Origin of the sequence: Brevundimonas guildfordensis (assembly GCF_014836405.1) — a bacterium.
GTDB classification, from domain to species: domain Bacteria; phylum Pseudomonadota; class Alphaproteobacteria; order Caulobacterales; family Caulobacteraceae; genus Brevundimonas; species Brevundimonas guildfordensis.
Genome location: NZ_JACSQU010000001.1, coordinates 1717056 through 1733539 on the forward strand (window position 1 = coordinate 1717056; position 16484 = coordinate 1733539).

Annotated in this window: 16 protein-coding genes; 4 read left to right on the forward strand and 12 right to left on the reverse strand. The window is 65.3% G+C overall.

Going from position 1 to position 16484, the window contains the following annotated elements:
* Positions 1 to 219 precede the first annotated feature (219 nt).
* The 6 genes from H9656_RS08295 to otsB form a co-directional block, all read right to left on the reverse strand.
* Complete coding sequence (locus H9656_RS08295) at positions 220 to 1371, reverse strand: OmpA family protein (protein ID WP_191743671.1); 1152 nt, start codon at positions 1369 to 1371, stop codon at positions 220 to 222.
* 274 nt (positions 1372 to 1645) lie between these two features.
* A complete protein-coding gene (locus tag H9656_RS08300; protein ID WP_191743672.1) occupies positions 1646 to 2914 on the reverse strand; it encodes a hypothetical protein in 1269 nt (422 codons plus the stop codon).
* A 6-nt stretch (positions 2915 to 2920) separates the two neighbouring features.
* Positions 2921 to 3397: an adenylyltransferase/cytidyltransferase family protein gene (locus H9656_RS08305; protein WP_318240611.1), complete on the reverse strand. Its 477-nt coding sequence runs from the start codon at positions 3395 to 3397 to the stop codon at positions 2921 to 2923.
* Positions 3398 to 3519: 122 nt separating this feature from the next.
* The gene (locus H9656_RS08310) at positions 3520 to 4899 is read right to left on the reverse strand and encodes an alpha,alpha-trehalose-phosphate synthase (UDP-forming) (RefSeq protein ID WP_191743673.1); all 1380 of its coding nucleotides are present in this window, start codon (positions 4897 to 4899) and stop codon (positions 3520 to 3522) included.
* Positions 4896 to 6680, reverse strand: a complete 1785-nt coding sequence (locus H9656_RS08315; RefSeq protein ID WP_191743674.1) for a glycoside hydrolase family 15 protein — start codon at positions 6678 to 6680, stop codon at positions 4896 to 4898. Before H9656_RS08315 ends, H9656_RS08310 begins: the two co-directional genes overlap by 4 nt.
* Positions 6670 to 7455 carry a trehalose-phosphatase gene (gene otsB, locus H9656_RS08320; RefSeq protein ID WP_191743675.1) on the reverse strand — a complete coding sequence of 262 codons (786 nt, stop codon included), beginning with the start codon at positions 7453 to 7455 and terminating at the stop codon, positions 6670 to 6672. The genes H9656_RS08315 and otsB overlap by 11 nt, the downstream gene beginning before the upstream one ends.
* Positions 7456 to 7657: 202 nt before the next feature.
* On the opposite strand from otsB, the gene H9656_RS08325 reads away from it, so the two are divergent.
* From H9656_RS08325 to H9656_RS08340, 4 genes are read left to right on the forward strand one after another with little or no spacing between them, the layout of a single operon-like run.
* Positions 7658 to 8653, forward strand: coding sequence for a KpsF/GutQ family sugar-phosphate isomerase (locus H9656_RS08325; RefSeq protein WP_191743676.1), 996 nt, complete (start codon positions 7658 to 7660; stop codon positions 8651 to 8653).
* Complete coding sequence (locus tag H9656_RS08330) at positions 8653 to 9918, forward strand: glycosyltransferase family 4 protein (protein WP_191743677.1); 1266 nt, start codon at positions 8653 to 8655, stop codon at positions 9916 to 9918. Before H9656_RS08325 ends, H9656_RS08330 begins: the two co-directional genes overlap by 1 nt.
* Before the next feature lie 35 nt (positions 9919 to 9953).
* Positions 9954 to 11099 (forward strand): polysaccharide biosynthesis/export family protein, encoded by a 1146-nt coding sequence (locus H9656_RS08335; RefSeq protein ID WP_191743678.1) that lies wholly within the window; start codon positions 9954 to 9956, stop codon positions 11097 to 11099.
* 7 nt (positions 11100 to 11106) lie between these two features.
* Entirely contained in the window at positions 11107 to 11595 is a 489-nt protein-coding gene (locus tag H9656_RS08340) for a hypothetical protein (protein ID WP_191743679.1), read from the forward strand.
* Here H9656_RS08340 and H9656_RS08345 read toward each other — a convergent pair.
* The 6 genes from H9656_RS08345 to rpmH all read right to left on the reverse strand — a co-directional run bounded on the left by H9656_RS08345 (position 11592) and on the right by rpmH (position 16345).
* Positions 11592 to 12584 carry an LLM class flavin-dependent oxidoreductase gene (locus tag H9656_RS08345; protein WP_191743680.1) on the reverse strand — a complete coding sequence of 331 codons (993 nt, stop codon included), beginning with the start codon at positions 12582 to 12584 and terminating at the stop codon, positions 11592 to 11594. The genes H9656_RS08340 and H9656_RS08345 overlap by 4 nt on opposite strands.
* Before the next feature lie 70 nt (positions 12585 to 12654).
* Positions 12655 to 13164: a DUF3617 domain-containing protein gene (locus H9656_RS08350; RefSeq protein ID WP_191743681.1), complete on the reverse strand. Its 510-nt coding sequence runs from the start codon at positions 13162 to 13164 to the stop codon at positions 12655 to 12657.
* 75 nt (positions 13165 to 13239) lie between these two features.
* Positions 13240 to 13908 (reverse strand): ribosome biogenesis GTP-binding protein YihA/YsxC, encoded by a 669-nt coding sequence (yihA, locus tag H9656_RS08355; RefSeq protein WP_191743682.1) that lies wholly within the window; start codon positions 13906 to 13908, stop codon positions 13240 to 13242.
* 4 nt (positions 13909 to 13912) lie between these two features.
* Positions 13913 to 15715 (reverse strand): membrane protein insertase YidC, encoded by a 1803-nt coding sequence (yidC, locus tag H9656_RS08360; protein ID WP_191743683.1) that lies wholly within the window; start codon positions 15713 to 15715, stop codon positions 13913 to 13915.
* 5 nt (positions 15716 to 15720) lie between these two features.
* Entirely contained in the window at positions 15721 to 16176 is a 456-nt protein-coding gene (rnpA, locus tag H9656_RS08365; protein ID WP_191743684.1) for a ribonuclease P protein component, read from the reverse strand.
* Between the two features lie 34 nt (positions 16177 to 16210).
* Entirely contained in the window at positions 16211 to 16345 is a 135-nt protein-coding gene (rpmH, locus tag H9656_RS08370; RefSeq protein ID WP_056452807.1) for a 50S ribosomal protein L34, read from the reverse strand.
* Positions 16346 to 16484 lie beyond the last annotated feature (139 nt).

Sequence of the window (16484 nt, forward strand, 5' to 3'; positions counted from 1 at the left end):
CGACCGGCTGATCTGGATCGAAGGGCGCGAGCAAACGCTGATATCTCTCTACCGACAGAGCCTTATTAAACTTCCGACCGAGCCGAACAAGCCAAATGGGGCTGTGCTCCGCCTGAAGTTCAAACGCAACCGCCGAACTCAGAAACCTGAGCTCGGCGGAAGGTTCTTATCGACGCTTCTTTGGTCGCGGGGGCTGGGATGATCCAGCCCCCTTGAGCCTTAGAAGTTGATGTCGACGGTGGCGCGGCGGTTCAGCGGCTCACGCACGCCGTCGCCGGTGGCCTTGGCCGGGGCGGTCTCGCCCTTGCCGTCCAGCGAGATCACGCCGCCGTTGACGCCTTGAGCGACCAGGGCGTCAGCCACGGTGCGCGCACGGCGGTTGGACAGGCCCATGTTGTAGGCCGCGTTGCCCGAGGTGTCGGTGTGGCCGACCACCAGCACGCGCGTCGGGGCGCCCGACTTGGCGTAGTTGGCGGCTTGCGTCACCACCGAGCGGGCTTCCGCCGTCAGGTCCGAACGGTCGAAGTCGAAGTAGACCACGAACTGACGCGCAGCCGGCTTGGCCGGAGGCGGCGGCGGCGGCGGCGGGGGCGGCGGGGGAGGCGGCGGGGGCGGCGGCGGCGGCGGCGGCGGCGGCGGGGCTGCCGGCTCGGCGCCGAACGCATAGCGCAGGCCCAGCGTCACGGTGTGCGACTGGTCATAGTCGCCCGCCAGGGTGCCGAACGGAATGGCGCCCGTGCCAGCGGTGCTGGTGTCGAACTCCATGTCGCCCGTCAGGTAACGGTACGTCAGGTCGATGTTGGCGCGATCCGTGACGGCCCAGGCCAGACCGGCGATCGCCTGAGCGGCGAACTTGGTCGAGCTGTCGTCCGCGGCGAAGGCCACGCCCGGGGTCTGACGCAGGCGGCCGATGGTGTCGGTGTTGACGCGGTTGGCGCCCACGCCCAGGCCGACGAACGGACGCAGGGTCCAGTCCGGCGAACCGAAGTCATAGATGACGTTGGCCATCAGGGTGGTCGACGTGATGTCGCCGTCCGGCGAGTGGCACGCACCGGTGGCCGGCGTCAGGTTGCACAGGCCTTGCGGGCCCGAGACGGCGCGAACGGTGCCGATGTCGCCCGAGCGGTAGCCGCCTTCGAGCTCAACACGCCAGTTCGGGTTGAAACGGTAGCCCAGGCGCGCAAAAGCCGCCCAGCCGTCGTTCACTTCCCAGTTCCAGTTGTGACCGGTCGCCGAAGCTTCCGTGTTGATGTCGTCGATGATGTGGTAGCCGGCGTCGATCGCGCCGTACCAGCCATCGGGCTCAGCCGATGCTGCGCCGGCTGCGAAAAGCCCCGCCGCAGCGACACTGGCCAGAAGTTTCAGCTTCATGGTGTCCTCACACTCCTTAGTTAATCCGAAAGCCGACACGTCATTCCGCGAAGGCGCTCGGAAGCCGAACGACGTTGCAGTGCGGCAGTTCCCTCTTCTAGCGTCGAATGTGGCGACTGTGGCGCCGTTTCAACATAAAATCAGGTAAACGCCACGCGCCCTCGAACGCAGGCTTCACTCAATGTTCCTGGATGAACGGTGGATGAGACCGTCGACCCATAACCCAAATAGAGGTGGTCAGTCGTTCAAAGAGCGTAGGGGGAGGACAAATGCCTCAGGCGTCATCCAGTTCGATACTGATACGAGGCATCCGATAACGCGACGCATTCCACCGCCTTTGAGCTTCAGCGCTATTCCCGAACGAGCTATATAAATTCAAAGTCTTTACCGGCAGGGGTGCGGCGCTTGCCGCAAATGCACGCGCATGCGTTAGAGCTGCGGGATAATCCGGCCCCCGCCCCAGAACATCTCGGTACGCCCTTTCGACGGCTTTCAAGGCAATCATATTGTCATGCGGCGCAGCAAAGGACGGACCAGACTCTTTTATCGCACCAAGCAAACTTCCAACAACACTCGCCGCCCGCGCACTTTCCTGTCCGGAAAGCTTTGGCAACAGTTTTAGCGGAGCCCACGCCACTACCGGCTGTACATGAACCTGCCCACCATTGAGCGCCGCGAAAAGTCCGTCAACATCAAGTACATCATCTGCAGGAAGACGAAATCCAGCATGCTCAATGACGCCGAAATCCGACGAAGAACGATCAAAGAAAGACGCCTTCAGATCACAATCTGAAGTATAAAGATCTCTATCCAAAAACATGAAGGTACGCTGTTTTAATACAGCAGCTTCAAGCGTCATGGAGGAAAAATCGCCATAAATGCTATGAGCTTCAGCAATAAGCTTAGCTGCAGAATCCGGCGCTGAAACAACAACCCGAGCTCGCTCTAGCCTAGACCGTTCCGCGGCAGCTCGCATCGAGGGGTGTACAAGATAAACGATCCCCGCCCGATCAGGCAGAGCCGTCAGCGCGTCCAGATTGGCGCCCCATGAAAAAATGACGAGGTCTCTCGCCAGAGCTGGCGCACCGGACCAGGCACCATGAGGATCTCCGCTCACCTGGTCAATGCGCGCCTTTAGATCATCAAGCCGAGGGTACGCTGATGTCAAAAACTTATCTGCGTCTCCCGGATAAAGCAGGCGGAGACGTTCAGCCCACATCTCAGTTGGAGATACGTAGCAATCGTAGTTCAGAAAATGAGGATCATATGTGTACCCCTTGAATGGCGCAGCCCCATGCTCCATACCCAAAGCCACGAATCTGCGATCACCTCTTATAAATTTCGCAGCATAAAACGCTGACAACGAAGAAAATACAGCCAGAGGAAAGCAATCAGTCGCAAATTGCTCCATTCCACTGCACATCCGGTCAATAGAGACCGAACCAACTCGACCAAATTTTGCAAGCGCGCTCTCAAGCGGGCTCAAACAGTACCTATCTTTACTTTCAGAAGAAAATAGATAGATATTAGCAATATCCGGCATAACTACTCAAGCAGCCCGAAGAAAATCACCAGCCCCAACAACTTTTTTGATCATGCTGGACGACACGCCATCTGTCCGTGACAGATAGACCACCTCGCAGTGTTCTCTAAGCTCATCAAATTTGCCTTCCCAGTCCCCGCCCATGACGAAGACAGAGGCCTGAAAATTCAGAATGTCGGAGACTTTCTGGTCCCAGTTCTCTTCCGCGATAACCAAATCTACACAACTCAAGCCCGCGACGATCTCGGCTCGGGATGCAAAGGGAATCACCGAGCGCTTGCCCTTGAGCAGGTTGAACTCATCGGTAGAAATCGCGACCACCAAACGGTCTCCGAGAGCACGGGCGCGCTCTAGAATTCGCAGGTGGCCAACGTGGAAGAGATCAAAGGTCCCGTAAGTGATCACTGTTCTCATCGGATTGCCGGTTTGCTGTTGAGAGTTTGGAGAAGCGCTCGAATCCCTATGGGTAGCGAAATGCGACAAATGTCAACTTTTTATGTCAATCAAGCCGACCTCCCATCAGTTGTCACACACACAACCAAATGCAGCTTGAGCTTTGGCGACTTCCTCCTTTTTAGGCTCGGATCAGATTGATCCGCCTGACGTCAATGACTGCTTGAAATCATGGTCTCTACGAATTGGTCACGCCAGTGGGACACGTCGGTGTCGCGCACGACCTGCATCAAGGCCTTCCACTTCCGCCTGCGCTCTTGCAGAGGCATGGTCAGAGCCGTGCGGATAGCGTCGGACAGTTCCTCGCGGCTGAAGGGGTTGACCAGCAGGGCCTCGCCCATCTGCTCGGCGGCGCCCGCGAACCGGGACAGGATCAGCACGCCGGGGTCGTCCGGATTCTGGGCGGCGACGTACTCCTTGGCCACCAGGTTCATTCCATCGCGCAAAGGCGTGACCAAACCGACCCTGGCGGCGCGGTAGATGCCCGCCAGCTGATCGCGTCGGAACGTCCGGTTCAGGTAGCGGATCGGCTGCCAGTCCATGTCGGCATAGGCCCCGTTGATGCGCCCGGCGAGGGCGTCCAGCCGCCCCCGTATATCTTGATAGGTATCCACGTCATCGCGCGAGATCGGCGTGACCTGCAGCAGGAAGACGCCGCCGCGCATCGACGGATTGTCCTCAAGGAACTGCTCATAGCCCAAGAGGCGCTGTTCCAGCCCCTTGGAATAGTCGAGCCGATCCACGCCGACGATCATCGAGCGGAAGGCGGCGCTGGCCGCTATGCGGTCGTAGGTCTTCTGGCCCAACAGGGAATCGCGCGCCGCCAAGAAGCTCTCCACGTCGATGCCGATCGGGAAGACGCCGACCTGGACGCTGCGGCCGAAGGCGTCGACACGCCCGCCCTCCCCGACCACGCCCTTGGCCTCGACCTCCACATAGCGCTGGAACAGCTCCATCCACTCCCGGGTCTGGAAGCCCAGCAGGTCGAAGTGGAACATGGATTCCACCAGCCGACGGTGATGCGGCAGCGTCACCAGGAGCTGACGCGCCGGCCAGGGCGTGTGCAGGAAGAAGCCGATGCGGTTCTTCACCCCCAGACGGCGCAGGTCCCGCGCCATCGGAATCATATGGTAGTCGTGGACCCAGATCACGTCGTCGGGCTGGAGCAGCGGCCGGAGCACTTCGGCGAAACGGCGGTTGGTGCGCTCATAGCCCTCGCCATAGGAACGCTCATAGGCGGTCAGGTCGACGCGGTGATGAAACAGCGGCCACAAGGTCTTGTTGGCGTAGCCGTTGTAGTATTCGTCGACGTCCTGGGGCTCCAGATCGACGGTGGCGACCGTGACGCCAGCGCGATCTTCGATGTTCAGCTCGCCGGTGAAGTGCTCGACGGTCTCGCCGGACCAGCCGAACCACAGACCGTCATATTTGCGCAGCGCCGCCGACAGGGCCATGGCCAGCCCTCCGGCCGAACCCGCCGCCGGATCCTTGGGCGCCGAGACGCGGTTGGAAACGACGATCAGGCGGCTCATCGCGCGTCCTGCCACGAGCGACTGAGCAGGACCGCGCAGTTAATGATTCCGACGAGGGAATAGGTCTGGGGGTAGTTGCCCCACAGTTCGCCGTCCTGAATAGAGATGTCCTCGCTGAGCAGGCCGGCATGGGTGCGACGGCTCAGCATCTCCTCGAAGATGACGCGCGCCTCCTCGACCCGGCCGTTCAGGGCCAGGGCCTCGATGTACCAGAAGGTGCAGAAGTTGAAGGCGGTCTCCGGCTCGCCGAAGTCGTCCGGGTGGATGTAGCGGAATAGATAGGGGCCGCGCTTGAGGTCGCGCTCGATCGCCTCAAAGGTCTTCACCTGCCGCGGGTCGCGGGCGTCGAGGAACCCCAGGTCGGTCATCTGCAGTAGGGCGGCGTCCAGCTCGGTCCCGCCGAAGCTGGCGGCGAAGCGGCCCTCTTCGGGCAGATAAGCCTCGGCCTCGATGCGCTCGCGGATGATGCGCGCCCGCTCGCGCCAGACCTCGCTGCGGTCCTCGAGGCCGAGGTGACGCGCCGCGCGGGCCAGACGGTCGCAGGCGGCCCAGCACATGACCGAGGAATAGGTGTGAACCCGGGCGATGGTGCGGAACTCCCACAGGCCGGCGTCGACCTGATCGTGCATGGCGAAGGCGCGGTCGCCGACCTTCTCCAGGGCGGTGAAGTCCTCGACCGTGCCGGGGCGCAGCAGGCGCTGGTCGAAGAAGGCCTGAACCAGCGGCAGGACGATCTGGCCGTAGACGTCGTGCTGGAGATGCTCGTGCGCCTGATTGCCCACACGCACCGGCTTCATGCCGCGATAGCCTTCGACGCTGTCGACGATGCGCTCGACGATGGCGGGCTCCAGCCCCACGCCGTAGACCGGCTGCACATGGCCGCCCGCCGAGGCGTCGACCAGGTTTCGCAGGTAGCCGAGGTAGTTCTCGAGGATATCGACCGCGCCCAGCCGGTTCAGCGCCCGCACCGTGTAGTAGGCGTCGCGGATCCAGCAGTAGCGATAGTCCCAGTTGCGCCCGCTCTCTGGGAACTCGGGCACCGACGTCGTCATGGCGGCGACGATGGCGCCGGTCTCTTCATAGACGCAGAGCTTCAGGGTGATGGCGGCGCGGATCACCGCCTCCTGCCAGTCCAGCGGCAGATAGAGGGTGCGGGTCCAGCGTTTCCAGTGCGTGATGGTCAGGTCCAGCGCGGCGTTGACGCCCGACAACACGGCCTGATCGTAGCCTTCGTCCGGGCCGAGGAAGAAGGCCATCTCCTCCTCGAGGCGGAAGGTTCGCTCGTTCAGAACATGGCTGACCGGGCAGTTGGTGGTCAGGCGCAGGATCACGTCGCTGCACAGATAGCGGATGTGATTGGAGCCCGAGGTCCGCTCGGCCGCTCGCGCGCCCCAGTCCGCCGAGGGGCGCAGTCGCACGGTCACGCGCGGCGAGCCCGACAGGGGCCGCACCACCCGCGCAAAGGCGGTCGGCCGATAGATGCGCGAGTGTTTCAGGTGGCGAGGGCAGAAGTCGATGATCTCGACGGCGGCGCCGTCCTCGGCCGTCATCACGGTGCGCAGAACGGCGGTGTTGCGCACATAGGCCTGTTCAACCGAGGCGAGGCCTTCCAGGTCGATGGCCCAGAAGCCGTGCTCGGGGCTCTCGCCGTCCATCAGGGCCGAGAAGACCGGATCATCGTCGATGCGCGGGGCGCAGGCCCAAACGAAGCGGCCGCGCCGGTCGATCAGGGCGCTGACAGAGCAGTTGCCGATGGGGGCGAGGTCGAGGTCAGGCTTCATCAGGAGCCTCCTTGTGAGCGTCGGCGGCGAGGGCTTCCAACCAGTCCAGGACGGCGGCGACGTCCGGCAGTTGATAGCGGGCGGCGGTAGGGCGAGACGGGCCGACCAAGACGCCGAACCCGCCCAGGCCTTGCACCGCCTCGAACCCGGCCTCGTCGGTCAGATCGTCGCCGACCATGACGGGAATGGCGCCGAGGAAAGGCGGCTCCTTCATGAAGGCGCGCACCGCCGTGCCCTTGTCCGCCCCAGGGGTCTTCAGCTCCAGCACCATGGAGCCGGGCTGCAGCGTCAGGCCCGTCGTCGCCGCCAGATCGGTCGCCAGGCGCGTCGCGGCCACACCCTCGGCCGGGGCCTGACGGAAATGAAGGCCAGCGGACAAGCCCTTGTCCTCGACTAGAACGCCGGGTCGATCAGCGGCGAAGGCGTGAAAAGCCTGCAAGGCCTGCGAGATGGCGGGCGAGGGCGTGGTCCGCAGCAAGGCTCCATCGTCCCGCCGACGCTCCAGACCATGTACGCCCGAAGCGGCGCGCGCGGCGCCGTCGCTGATCCGGTCGATCTCGGCCAAGGTGCGTCCGCTGACGACGGCCGCGCGCCCCTGCAAGACCTGCGTCAGCCGCGCCAAAACCGCCGTGCGGCGCGCGTCAGGACCCACAGCGTCCGGCGTCGGCGCAAGCGGCGCAAGCACGCCGTCGAGGTCAAGAAACAGGGCGAGGCCCGGCAAGAAAACGGGCGGGTGAGGCAGGCGCGGGGGCACGGCCCCCTGAGCATCGGACATCAGGCTGAGGTTTCGACTTTCCCATTAGTGAGATCGTCACAACGCCCGAACACCGCGAAGGTTGTAAAAGATTCTCAAACGGGCGGATCGGAAAGTTTTGAGCGGCGCTTTCCGAACGCGCCATTGTGCGAAGCAGCTTATTGGGGCAATTCCCGCTGCTGTACGAAGAGCCGCAGAAGCGGCCCCGGCGCCTGGAACCGTGATGACCGCCATTTCCGCCCCTTCTACTCCTGAACAGCTCGCCGCCATGTCCGACCGCGCTCGCGAGGTCGTGCGGCTGAATATCGAGGCGCTAGAGGCGCTGGAACGGTCGCTGGATTCCTCGATCGCGCGGGCGGCCGACGTCATCCTGTCGCGGCCGGGCTATGTCGTGGTGACCGGCATGGGCAAGTCGGGACACATCGGCGGCAAGATCGCCGCCACCCTGGCCTCGACCGGCACCAACTCCTTCTTCGTCCATCCGGCCGAGATGAGCCACGGCGACCTGGGCATGCTGCGCCCCGACACCACGCTTCTGGCCCTGTCCAACTCGGGCGAGAGCCGCGAACTGCGCGATCCGCTGATCTTCTGCGCCCGCAACGACATTCCGGTGATCGGCCTCACCCAGAGGCCGCAGAGCTTCCTGGGCCGCCACTCAGACGTCTGCCTGACCATGCCCAAGGTGGCCGAGGCTTGCCCCAACGGCCTGGCGCCGACGACTTCGACCCTGATGTCCCTGGCCATGGGCGACGCCCTGGCCATGGTGCTGATGGACCGGCGCGGCTTCACGCGGGAAGATTTCGGTCTCCATCACCCCGGCGGCTCGCTGGGCATGAGCCTTCAGACCGTACGCGAGTGGATGGGCGACAACGCCGCCTCTCCCGCCAGCGTGCCGCTGGATGCCGACTTCCGAACCGTAGTGTCGGCCATCACCGAAGGGCGCAAGGGCGCGGTCGCGGTGCTGGCGCCCGACGGCTCCCTGGCCGGCATGATCACCGACGGCGACGTGCGCCGCGCCTTCGCCAACGACATCGCCGCCCTGCTCGCCGCCGACATCATGAGCCGCAGCCCGATCACGGTTGAGCCCGAAGCCCGGATGAGCGACGTGGTCGATCTGTTGAGCGCCAACAAGATCAGCAACCTGTTCGTCGTCGATGAGCGGCGCCCGGTCGCCATCATCCACATCGCCGAACTGATGCAGGCGGGGTACGTTTCCTGATGGTTCAGGACGTCCTCTTCGACGCCAGTCGATTGCTCAGCCGGACTGAACGCAGCGCGCCGACCGGCGTGGATCGGGTGTGTCTGGCCTATGCCGAATGGCTGATCGAACATCCGGTCTACCGCATGACGCCCGTGCGGGCGCGCAAGGATCAGCTGGCGCGCGTCGACAACGACTGGTTCCGCCAGCGCCTGACCGAGCTTCGGACGCGCTGGACCGGTCCCGGGGCGGTGTCGGAACTGAACAGCGAAGCCCGCAGCCTGTTCGACGCCCTGAACTCACCCGCCAGCAACACCTCCGTCATCGGCCACGCCCCCGAGGAAAGCCCGCAGGCGGGCAAGAAGCCAAAGCGGGTGTGGAAGCAGTATTTCCGCTCGCGCAGGATCGCCGCCCCGCCCCCGGCGCGCGCCTATATCAACGTCGGCCATACCAGCCTGAATACGCCGGACATCCTGACCTCTTTGGCGCATGGCGGCATCGAACGGATCATCATGGTCCATGACCTGATCCCGGTGACCCACCCCGAGTTCTGCCGCCCCGGCGACGGGGCCAAGCATAAGCGGCGCATGGAGAATGTCCTGCGCCACGCCTCGAGGGTCATCGTCAACTCCCACTATACGGCCGGCGAGTTGAGGCGGTTCGCCGCCCATTCAAACCTGACCGCCCCGCCGATCGACGTCGCCCACCTGGGGCTGGAACGCACCTTCGACAGCCGCACCGCCATCAGGCCCGCCCATCCCTATTTCCTGCACGTTGGCACGATCGAGGCTCGCAAGAACCTGGCCTTCCTGCTGACCGTCTGGCGCCGGCTGCAGGAGACGATGGGCGCCGAGACCCCGCGCCTGGTCCTGGTCGGGCGTTACGGCTGGGAGAACGAGGCGGTGCTGGACCATCTGCAACGCTCGCCCAATCTGCGCGGCCTGGTGCATCAGGCGGAAAACCTGCCCGACTGCGCCCTGTCGGCGCTGATGCGCGGCGCCCGGGCCATGGTGGCGCCCTCGTCGGTCGAAGGCTTTGATCTGCCGGCCGTCGAGGCCAGCGCCATGGGCGTGCCGCTGATCGCCTCGGACATCGCCGCCCACCGCGAGCTCGTGCCCCACGCCCGCTTGATCGACCCGCTGGACGGCTTGGGCTGGCTGAGCGCGCTGGAGGATTGGACCCGCAACCCACCGGTCGCCCCGCCCTATTCGGCGCCGGATTGGGAGCGCCATTTCAACGTCGTTCAGGACCGGGTGCTGTCTTCCTCTGGCGGCGCGCCCGCCTGAAGGGTAAGCATCTGATGAAATCGAACAGAGGCCCCATGACCAGAACCGCCGCCAGCCTGCTCATCGTCGCCCTTCTGGCCGGGTGCTCCACCCTGCCGCGCGACGGGCCGTCCGGGCGTAGCGTCGTGCGCGCCGCCTCCTCGCCCGAGAGGGCTGGAGATTACGCCCTGGTTGAGCTCAATTTCGAGCTGAGCGAACGCCTTAAGGCGGTGCCGTCGCCGTCATTCTCCACCCTGGCTCTGGCCTCTTCGGACAAGCCAATCGACATCATCGGCGTCGGGGACACCTTGGCGGTAAGCGTGTTCGAACCCGGCGGCGGCCTGTTCAGCGGCATGGGAACGACAACCGCCACGTCGGGCGCCCAGATGCTTCCTCCGTTGGTTGTGAACCGCTCGGGCGGCGTGCCGATTCCGTTTGCGGGCGAGGTCAACGTTCAGGGGATGACGCCGTCAGAGGCTTCCGCCGCCGTACGAAGGGCCCTGATCGGCAAGGTCGCCAATCCCCAGGTCATCGTCACCATAGCCTCAAACGCATCCAACTCGGTCACGATCCTGGGTGAGGTCCGCAACCCTGGTCGCCAGCCCTTGTCCGTCAATAACAACCGGATATTGGACGTGATCGCCGCTGCGGGGGGCCCGTCACGGTCGCTTTACGATATCGAAGTGCGCGTTCAGCGCGAAGGCCAAACCTACGCCGCGCCGATGTCGATCGTGACGACTGAGTTCAACGAAAACGTGCGTTTGCAGCGCGGGGACCAGATCAATCTGATCTACAAGCCTCGCCGCTTCAGCTCTTTCGGCGCCTTCAACGCCGTGGCTCGCAGCGAACTGCCTTCTGGTCCCTTGACCCTGGCTGAAGCGCTTAGCGGCGTCGGCGGGCTCGACTCCAACCTGGCCAATGCCCAGTCGGTGCTGCTGTTTCGTTTCGAGCGGCCTGAAGTGGCGGAGGCCCTGGGCATCCAACAGCCCGCGACGTCGCGCGGGGTTCCTGTGGTCTACCGCTTGAACCTCAACGAGGGTCAGGGCTTTTTCGTCGCCAGCAACTTCCAGATGCAACCCGATGACGTCATCTACGCGCCGCGCGCTGGTGCGGCCGAGATGCGCAAGTTCTTCGAGTTCGTCCAGAGCGTCACCCGCGTTGTCTACGACGTGTCTGTGACCAGCACGCTGAACCTCGACTGAGCCCAACGTGTTCAGCCGCTTCGGACGATCGCGAGAGCCTTCTCCCCAGCGGCTGGACGACGGGCGCTCGCGTGACGCCGACGGCCGCGCCGCCCTGGACGCCGAGATCGACGCCATTGAGGCGGCGGCGCTCGGAACTTACGTCCTTCACGGCCTGCCCGGAGCCATGGGCCACTATCAGCGCGCCGATAGTCATTCACCGTGGGAAAGGCTCGATGACGCCCTCACCCCGGAACAACGCTGGGCACTGGTGGCGGAATCGCCCGCCGGCCAAGGACGCCGCTTCGCCTCCAGCGTAGACCTGGGCGTCGAATCGCCCGTGCCCGAGGTGCGCAGGGCGGCCGCTGTGCTGGCGGCCTGCCGCGGTCTCAGGCAGCGGCTGGCCGAGTCGGCCGGCTTCACCGCCCAGGATTTGGCCGACGCCATCCAGCTCGGCGCCGCGGCGCGCCGGCTCGACGGTCAAGACGAGCCGACGTCGCAGGAACCTGCTGACTAGGCCGCCAACCCCGCCGCCTCGGCCATCAGCTCCAGCGAACGCACTCGCGCGGCGGGGTCCCAGATCTGGCTGGTGATCATCAGTTCGTCCGCCTCGGTCTTGGTGATGAAGGCGTCGAGGGCGGCCCTGGCGGTCGCCGGGGCGCCGACGGCCGAGCAGGCCAGCGCCGCGTCGATCATGCCGCGCGCGGCCCCATCCAGACGCTCGTAATAGCCCTCGACCGGGGGCGGCAGCTTGCCGGGACGCCCCGTCCTCAGGTTGACGAAGGCCTGCTGGACTGAGGTGAACAAGAGACGCGCCGCCTCGTCCGTCTCGGCCACGAAGGCGTTGTAGCCCAGCATGACGTAGGGCTTGTCGAGGTGCTGCGAGGGGCGGAAGGTCCGGCGGTAGATGTCGATGGCCCGCATCATCTCGCCGGGCGCGAAATGGCTGGCGAAGGCGTAAGGCAGGCCCAGGTGCGCCGCCAGCTGAGCGCCATAGGTCGAGGAGCCCAGAATCCAGATCGGCACGTCCTGCCCCTCGCCCGGATTGGCGATGATGCGCTGGTCCGCCGGGGCGGGCGCAAACCACTGCATCAGCTCCATCACGTCCTGGGGGAAGGCGTCGACGTCGCCCTGAAGCGTGCGGCGCAAGGCCCGCGCCGTCGCCTGGTCCGAGCCCGGCGCGCGGCCCAGCCCGAGGTCGATGCGGCCGGGGTGCAGGGCGTTCAGGGTGCCGAACTGCTCGGCGATGACCAGCGGGGCGTGGTTGGGCAGCATGACGCCGCCAGCCCCGACGCGAATGGTCTGCGTCGCCGCCGCCACCGCGCCGATGACGACCGAGGTCGCGGCGCTGGCGATGCCGGGCATATTGTGATGCTCCGCCAGCCAGAAACGATTGTAGCCGAGACGCTCGGCGTGGCGGGCCAGATCAATGGTGTTGGCGAGCGCCTGGCCCACATCGGAGCCTTCGGGGACGGGGGCGAGGTCGAGAACGGACAAAGGGATCATCCGACCGATATGGGGCCGCTTCGCAGCGACGCCATACCGGCCGTGACGATCGGTCGTCTATTGGACCCGCTTACTGCCCGGCGGGGCAGTCGCCGATGCGCTCGGCCGTCATGGTGACCTTGGTCTGGGCCATCTGCGGCGTCGGCGCCGGGTCCATCCTGGTGGTGACCTCGGTCACGTAGCGGCTGTTGAAGTCGCCGGTCACGCGGATGGTGGAGTCGGCCTTCATATTGCCCGGCAGGGTGCAGGAAGACGTAGCGACCATGGCGTCGCCCTGACGCGCGAACGGCTGGGTCGTACAGTCGGCGCCCGGCTGCTGGGCGCTGGCCGGCGCTTCCAGCTCGGCGTCCTTGATGCAGACGTCCTGCGCCGGGACCGAGGCGCCGCCCGGCATGCCTTCCATGGCGGTGGACACGCGCCACAGGCCCGGCTTGGGCGCGTCGAGCGTCGCCGGAGCGGCGGCCGTCGAGGCGGTCTCAGCCCCGTCAGCAGCCGGGGCTTCGGCCTTGTTGTTGTTTCCGCAGGCCGACAGACCCATCAGGCAGACGACGGCGACGCCGCCGATGATCGCTGAACGCATGGCGCGCTCCCCTCTCGTTGAGAACCGAGGGGATAACGCCGGTCTAGCTTAACGGTTCATACCGCCGCGAGCGGTTCAGTCCAGGACGACGCCGGTGGTGCGCATGATCTCGGCGCGTAGCTCCGGCAGACCCAGGCCCTTCTCGGACGAGGTGACGGCCACGTGGGGGTAGGCGGCCGGGCGTTTGGCGATGGCCTTCAGCGTCGCCGCCTGCACCTTCGCGGCCTCGCCCGCCTTCAGCTTGTCGGCCTTGGTCAGGACGATCTGATAGGAGACGGCGGACAGGTCGAGCGCGTCCAACGCCTCGTCATCGACCTTCTTCAGGCCATGTCGGCTGTCGATCAGCAGATAGACGCGCTTCAGCGTCACCCGGCCGCGCAGATAGTCGCGGCCCAGGTCCTGAAACTTCTTCACCGTGGTCTTGGAAGCCTTGGCCCAGCCGTAGCCGGGCAGGTCGACCAGACGCATCCGGCCGTCCAGGTCGAAGAAGTTGACCTCGCGCGTGCGGCCCGGCTCGTTCGAGGCGCGCGCCAGCTTGTGCATACCGACCAGGCCGTTGATCAGGCTGGACTTGCCGACGTTGGAGCGACCGGCGAAGGCGATCTCGGGCAGGTCCGGGGTCGGCAGCTGCTCGATCTTGGCGCAACCCATGATGAAGGTCGCGGGGCGCGCGAACAGGACGCGCGCCGCCTCGATCTCGGCGTCGGAATATTCTCCGACCTTGGGCTCGTCAGAAGCGTCCAAACGATCAGGCCTTTTTGAAACGGGCGATGAAGCTGTCGATCGGGTTCTCGGCGCCGAAGCGATGCATGATCACATACTGCTGGAGGATCGACAGGACGTTGTTCCAGGCCCAGTAGATCAACAGGCCAGCCGCGAACGGGGCCATGATGAAGGTGAAGACGATCGGCATCAGGGCGAAGATCTGACGCTGCATCGGGTCTTGCGCCGGCGGGTTCATCGCCATCTGCAGCCACATGGTGAAGCCGTAGACCAGCGGCAGCACGCCCAGGTGCAGCGGGCCGTTCAGGATGCCGCCCAGCACCGGCAGCGTGGCCGGATCCCAGGGAATGGCGCCGAACAGGTTCCAGACCGTCGACGGGTCGCGCGCCGACAGGTCGCGGATCCAGCCGAAGAACGGCGCGTGACGCATCTCGATGGTCACGAACAGCACCTTGTACAGGGCGTAGAAGACCGGGATCTGCACCACCATCGGCAGACAGCCCGCCAGCGGATTGATCTTCTCCCGCTGATAAAGGGCCATCATCTCCTGCTGCTGCTTCTGCGGATCGGAGCCGTGCTTCTTCTTGATCTCCTCCATCTTGGGCTGGAGGGTCCGCATCTTGGACAGGCTCTCGTAGGACTTGTTGGCCAGCGGGAAGAGGACCAGCTTGACCACGACCGTCAGGGCCAGGATGGCCAGGCCGAAGTTGCCCAGAACGCCGTAGAAGAACTCCACCACGGCGAAGATCGGGCGCGTCAGGAACCAGAACATGCCCCAGTCGATGGCGTAGACGAAACGCGGCAGGCCGAGCGATTCCTCATAGCCCTTCAGCACCTCGGCGCGCTTGGCGCCGGCGAACAGCCGCTGAGTCTCTTCGATCTGCCGGCCCGGCTGGATGGTGTGGGTGGCGCCCAGCATGGCGGCTTCGTGGATGTTCATCCCGTCGGCGTCGCGCACCGAGAAGCGGCCTTCGATGGCCTCGTTCTGGCTCGGGATCAGAGCCGCCAGCCAGTATTTGTCGGTGATGCCCATCCAGCCGCCGACCGAATCCTTCTGGATGCGCGGCTTCTTGGCCCAGTCCTTGTACTTGACCTGTTCGGTGGTGAATTTGCCGTCCGAACCGAAGGCGCCGATGGCCCCCTCGTGCAGGATCATCTGCTTGCCCAGGTCGACCGGGACGCCCTGGCGCTCCACGCGGCCATAGGGGGCGATGGCGATGGCCTGGGTTCCCAGGTTGGCGACCGTGTCTTTGACCGTGAACATATACTGCTCGTCGATCGAGACGAGGCGGGTGAAGCGCAGGCCCGAACCATTGTCCCAGGTCAGCTCAACCGGGGTGGCCGGCGTCAGGGTCTCGCCCTTGGTCAGACGCCAGACGGTATTGGGGCCCGGCACGCCGCCGGCGACGTTCGGACCGCTCCAGCCGAACTGGGCGAAATAGGCGTGCTCCATCCCCTGCGGGCGGAACAGCTCGACCGGCGGCGAGCTCTTGTCGAGCGTTTCCTTGTAGTTGGTCAGATACAGGTCATCGATGCGCGCGCCCTGCAGCGACAGCGAGCCCTTCAGCGTCGGCGTCTGGATCGGCACCCGGGCGACGGCGCCCAGGGCTTGAGCCCGGTCCTTGATGAAGACGCCCGGCGCGGGGCCCGTCGGCGTCAGGCCGGCGTCGGCCGAAGCTTCGCGCGCCTTCTGCTGCTCGGCGGCGACAATCTGCGCCTGACGACGGCTCTCGGCCTGCGGGCGCATCACCATGAAGTAGTAGACGCCCATGATCAGGGCCGCGCACACGAAGAAGATGATGGTGTTGCGCGAATTCTGGGTCTGCATCGGGATCAGCGGTCCTGGTCGGCGGGGCGCGGGTCGGCGGGGCGCGGGTTGGAGGCGGCGCGGGTCGGTGTCGAGGCGGTCGAAACGGCCCGGTCTCCCATATCGGAGGCCGCGCGCGGGGTTGCGAGCCTTGTAAGGGCCGATTTCACGTCGTCAAGCAAGCGGTCCCAGTCGCGGTCCGCGGTGCCCATGCGGGCGATGAACACATAGTCGCATCCCGCCCGCCCGTGTAGCGGCGTCAGCAGACGCGCGGCTTCGCGCAGACGGCGCTTGGCGCGGTTGCGCACGACGGCGCCGCCGATCTTGCGGGTGGCGGTGAATCCAAGGCGCACCAGGGGATCGCCGTCGGCGCGATCCAACTGCTGGACCACCACGGCGCCGCGGGCCTGGGAAACGCCTTTGGCGGCCGCCAGAAACTGGGGCCGCCTCAACAGGCGATCGATTTTCATCAGATCGGTCATGCGCCCCGCCCTGAAAGCAAGTGGGCGCGTGACGTCAGGCCGTCAGGCGCTTACGGCCCTTGGCGCGGCGACGCGCAACAATCTTTTGACCGTTCGTGGTGGCCATCCGCGAACGGAAGCCGTGACGGCGCTTGCGCACGAGTCGCGACGGCTGATAGGTCCGCTTCACGGTCGGCTCCGGGTTACTGGGGTTGGCGACAGACACAAGCGTCAGCCGCGAGAGAGGCGGGCGTATAAGCGGCGACAGCACGGGAGTCAACGCCACAGCCGCTTTTCCGTGCGCTCGACAGACGCGCACGGCGGCTGGA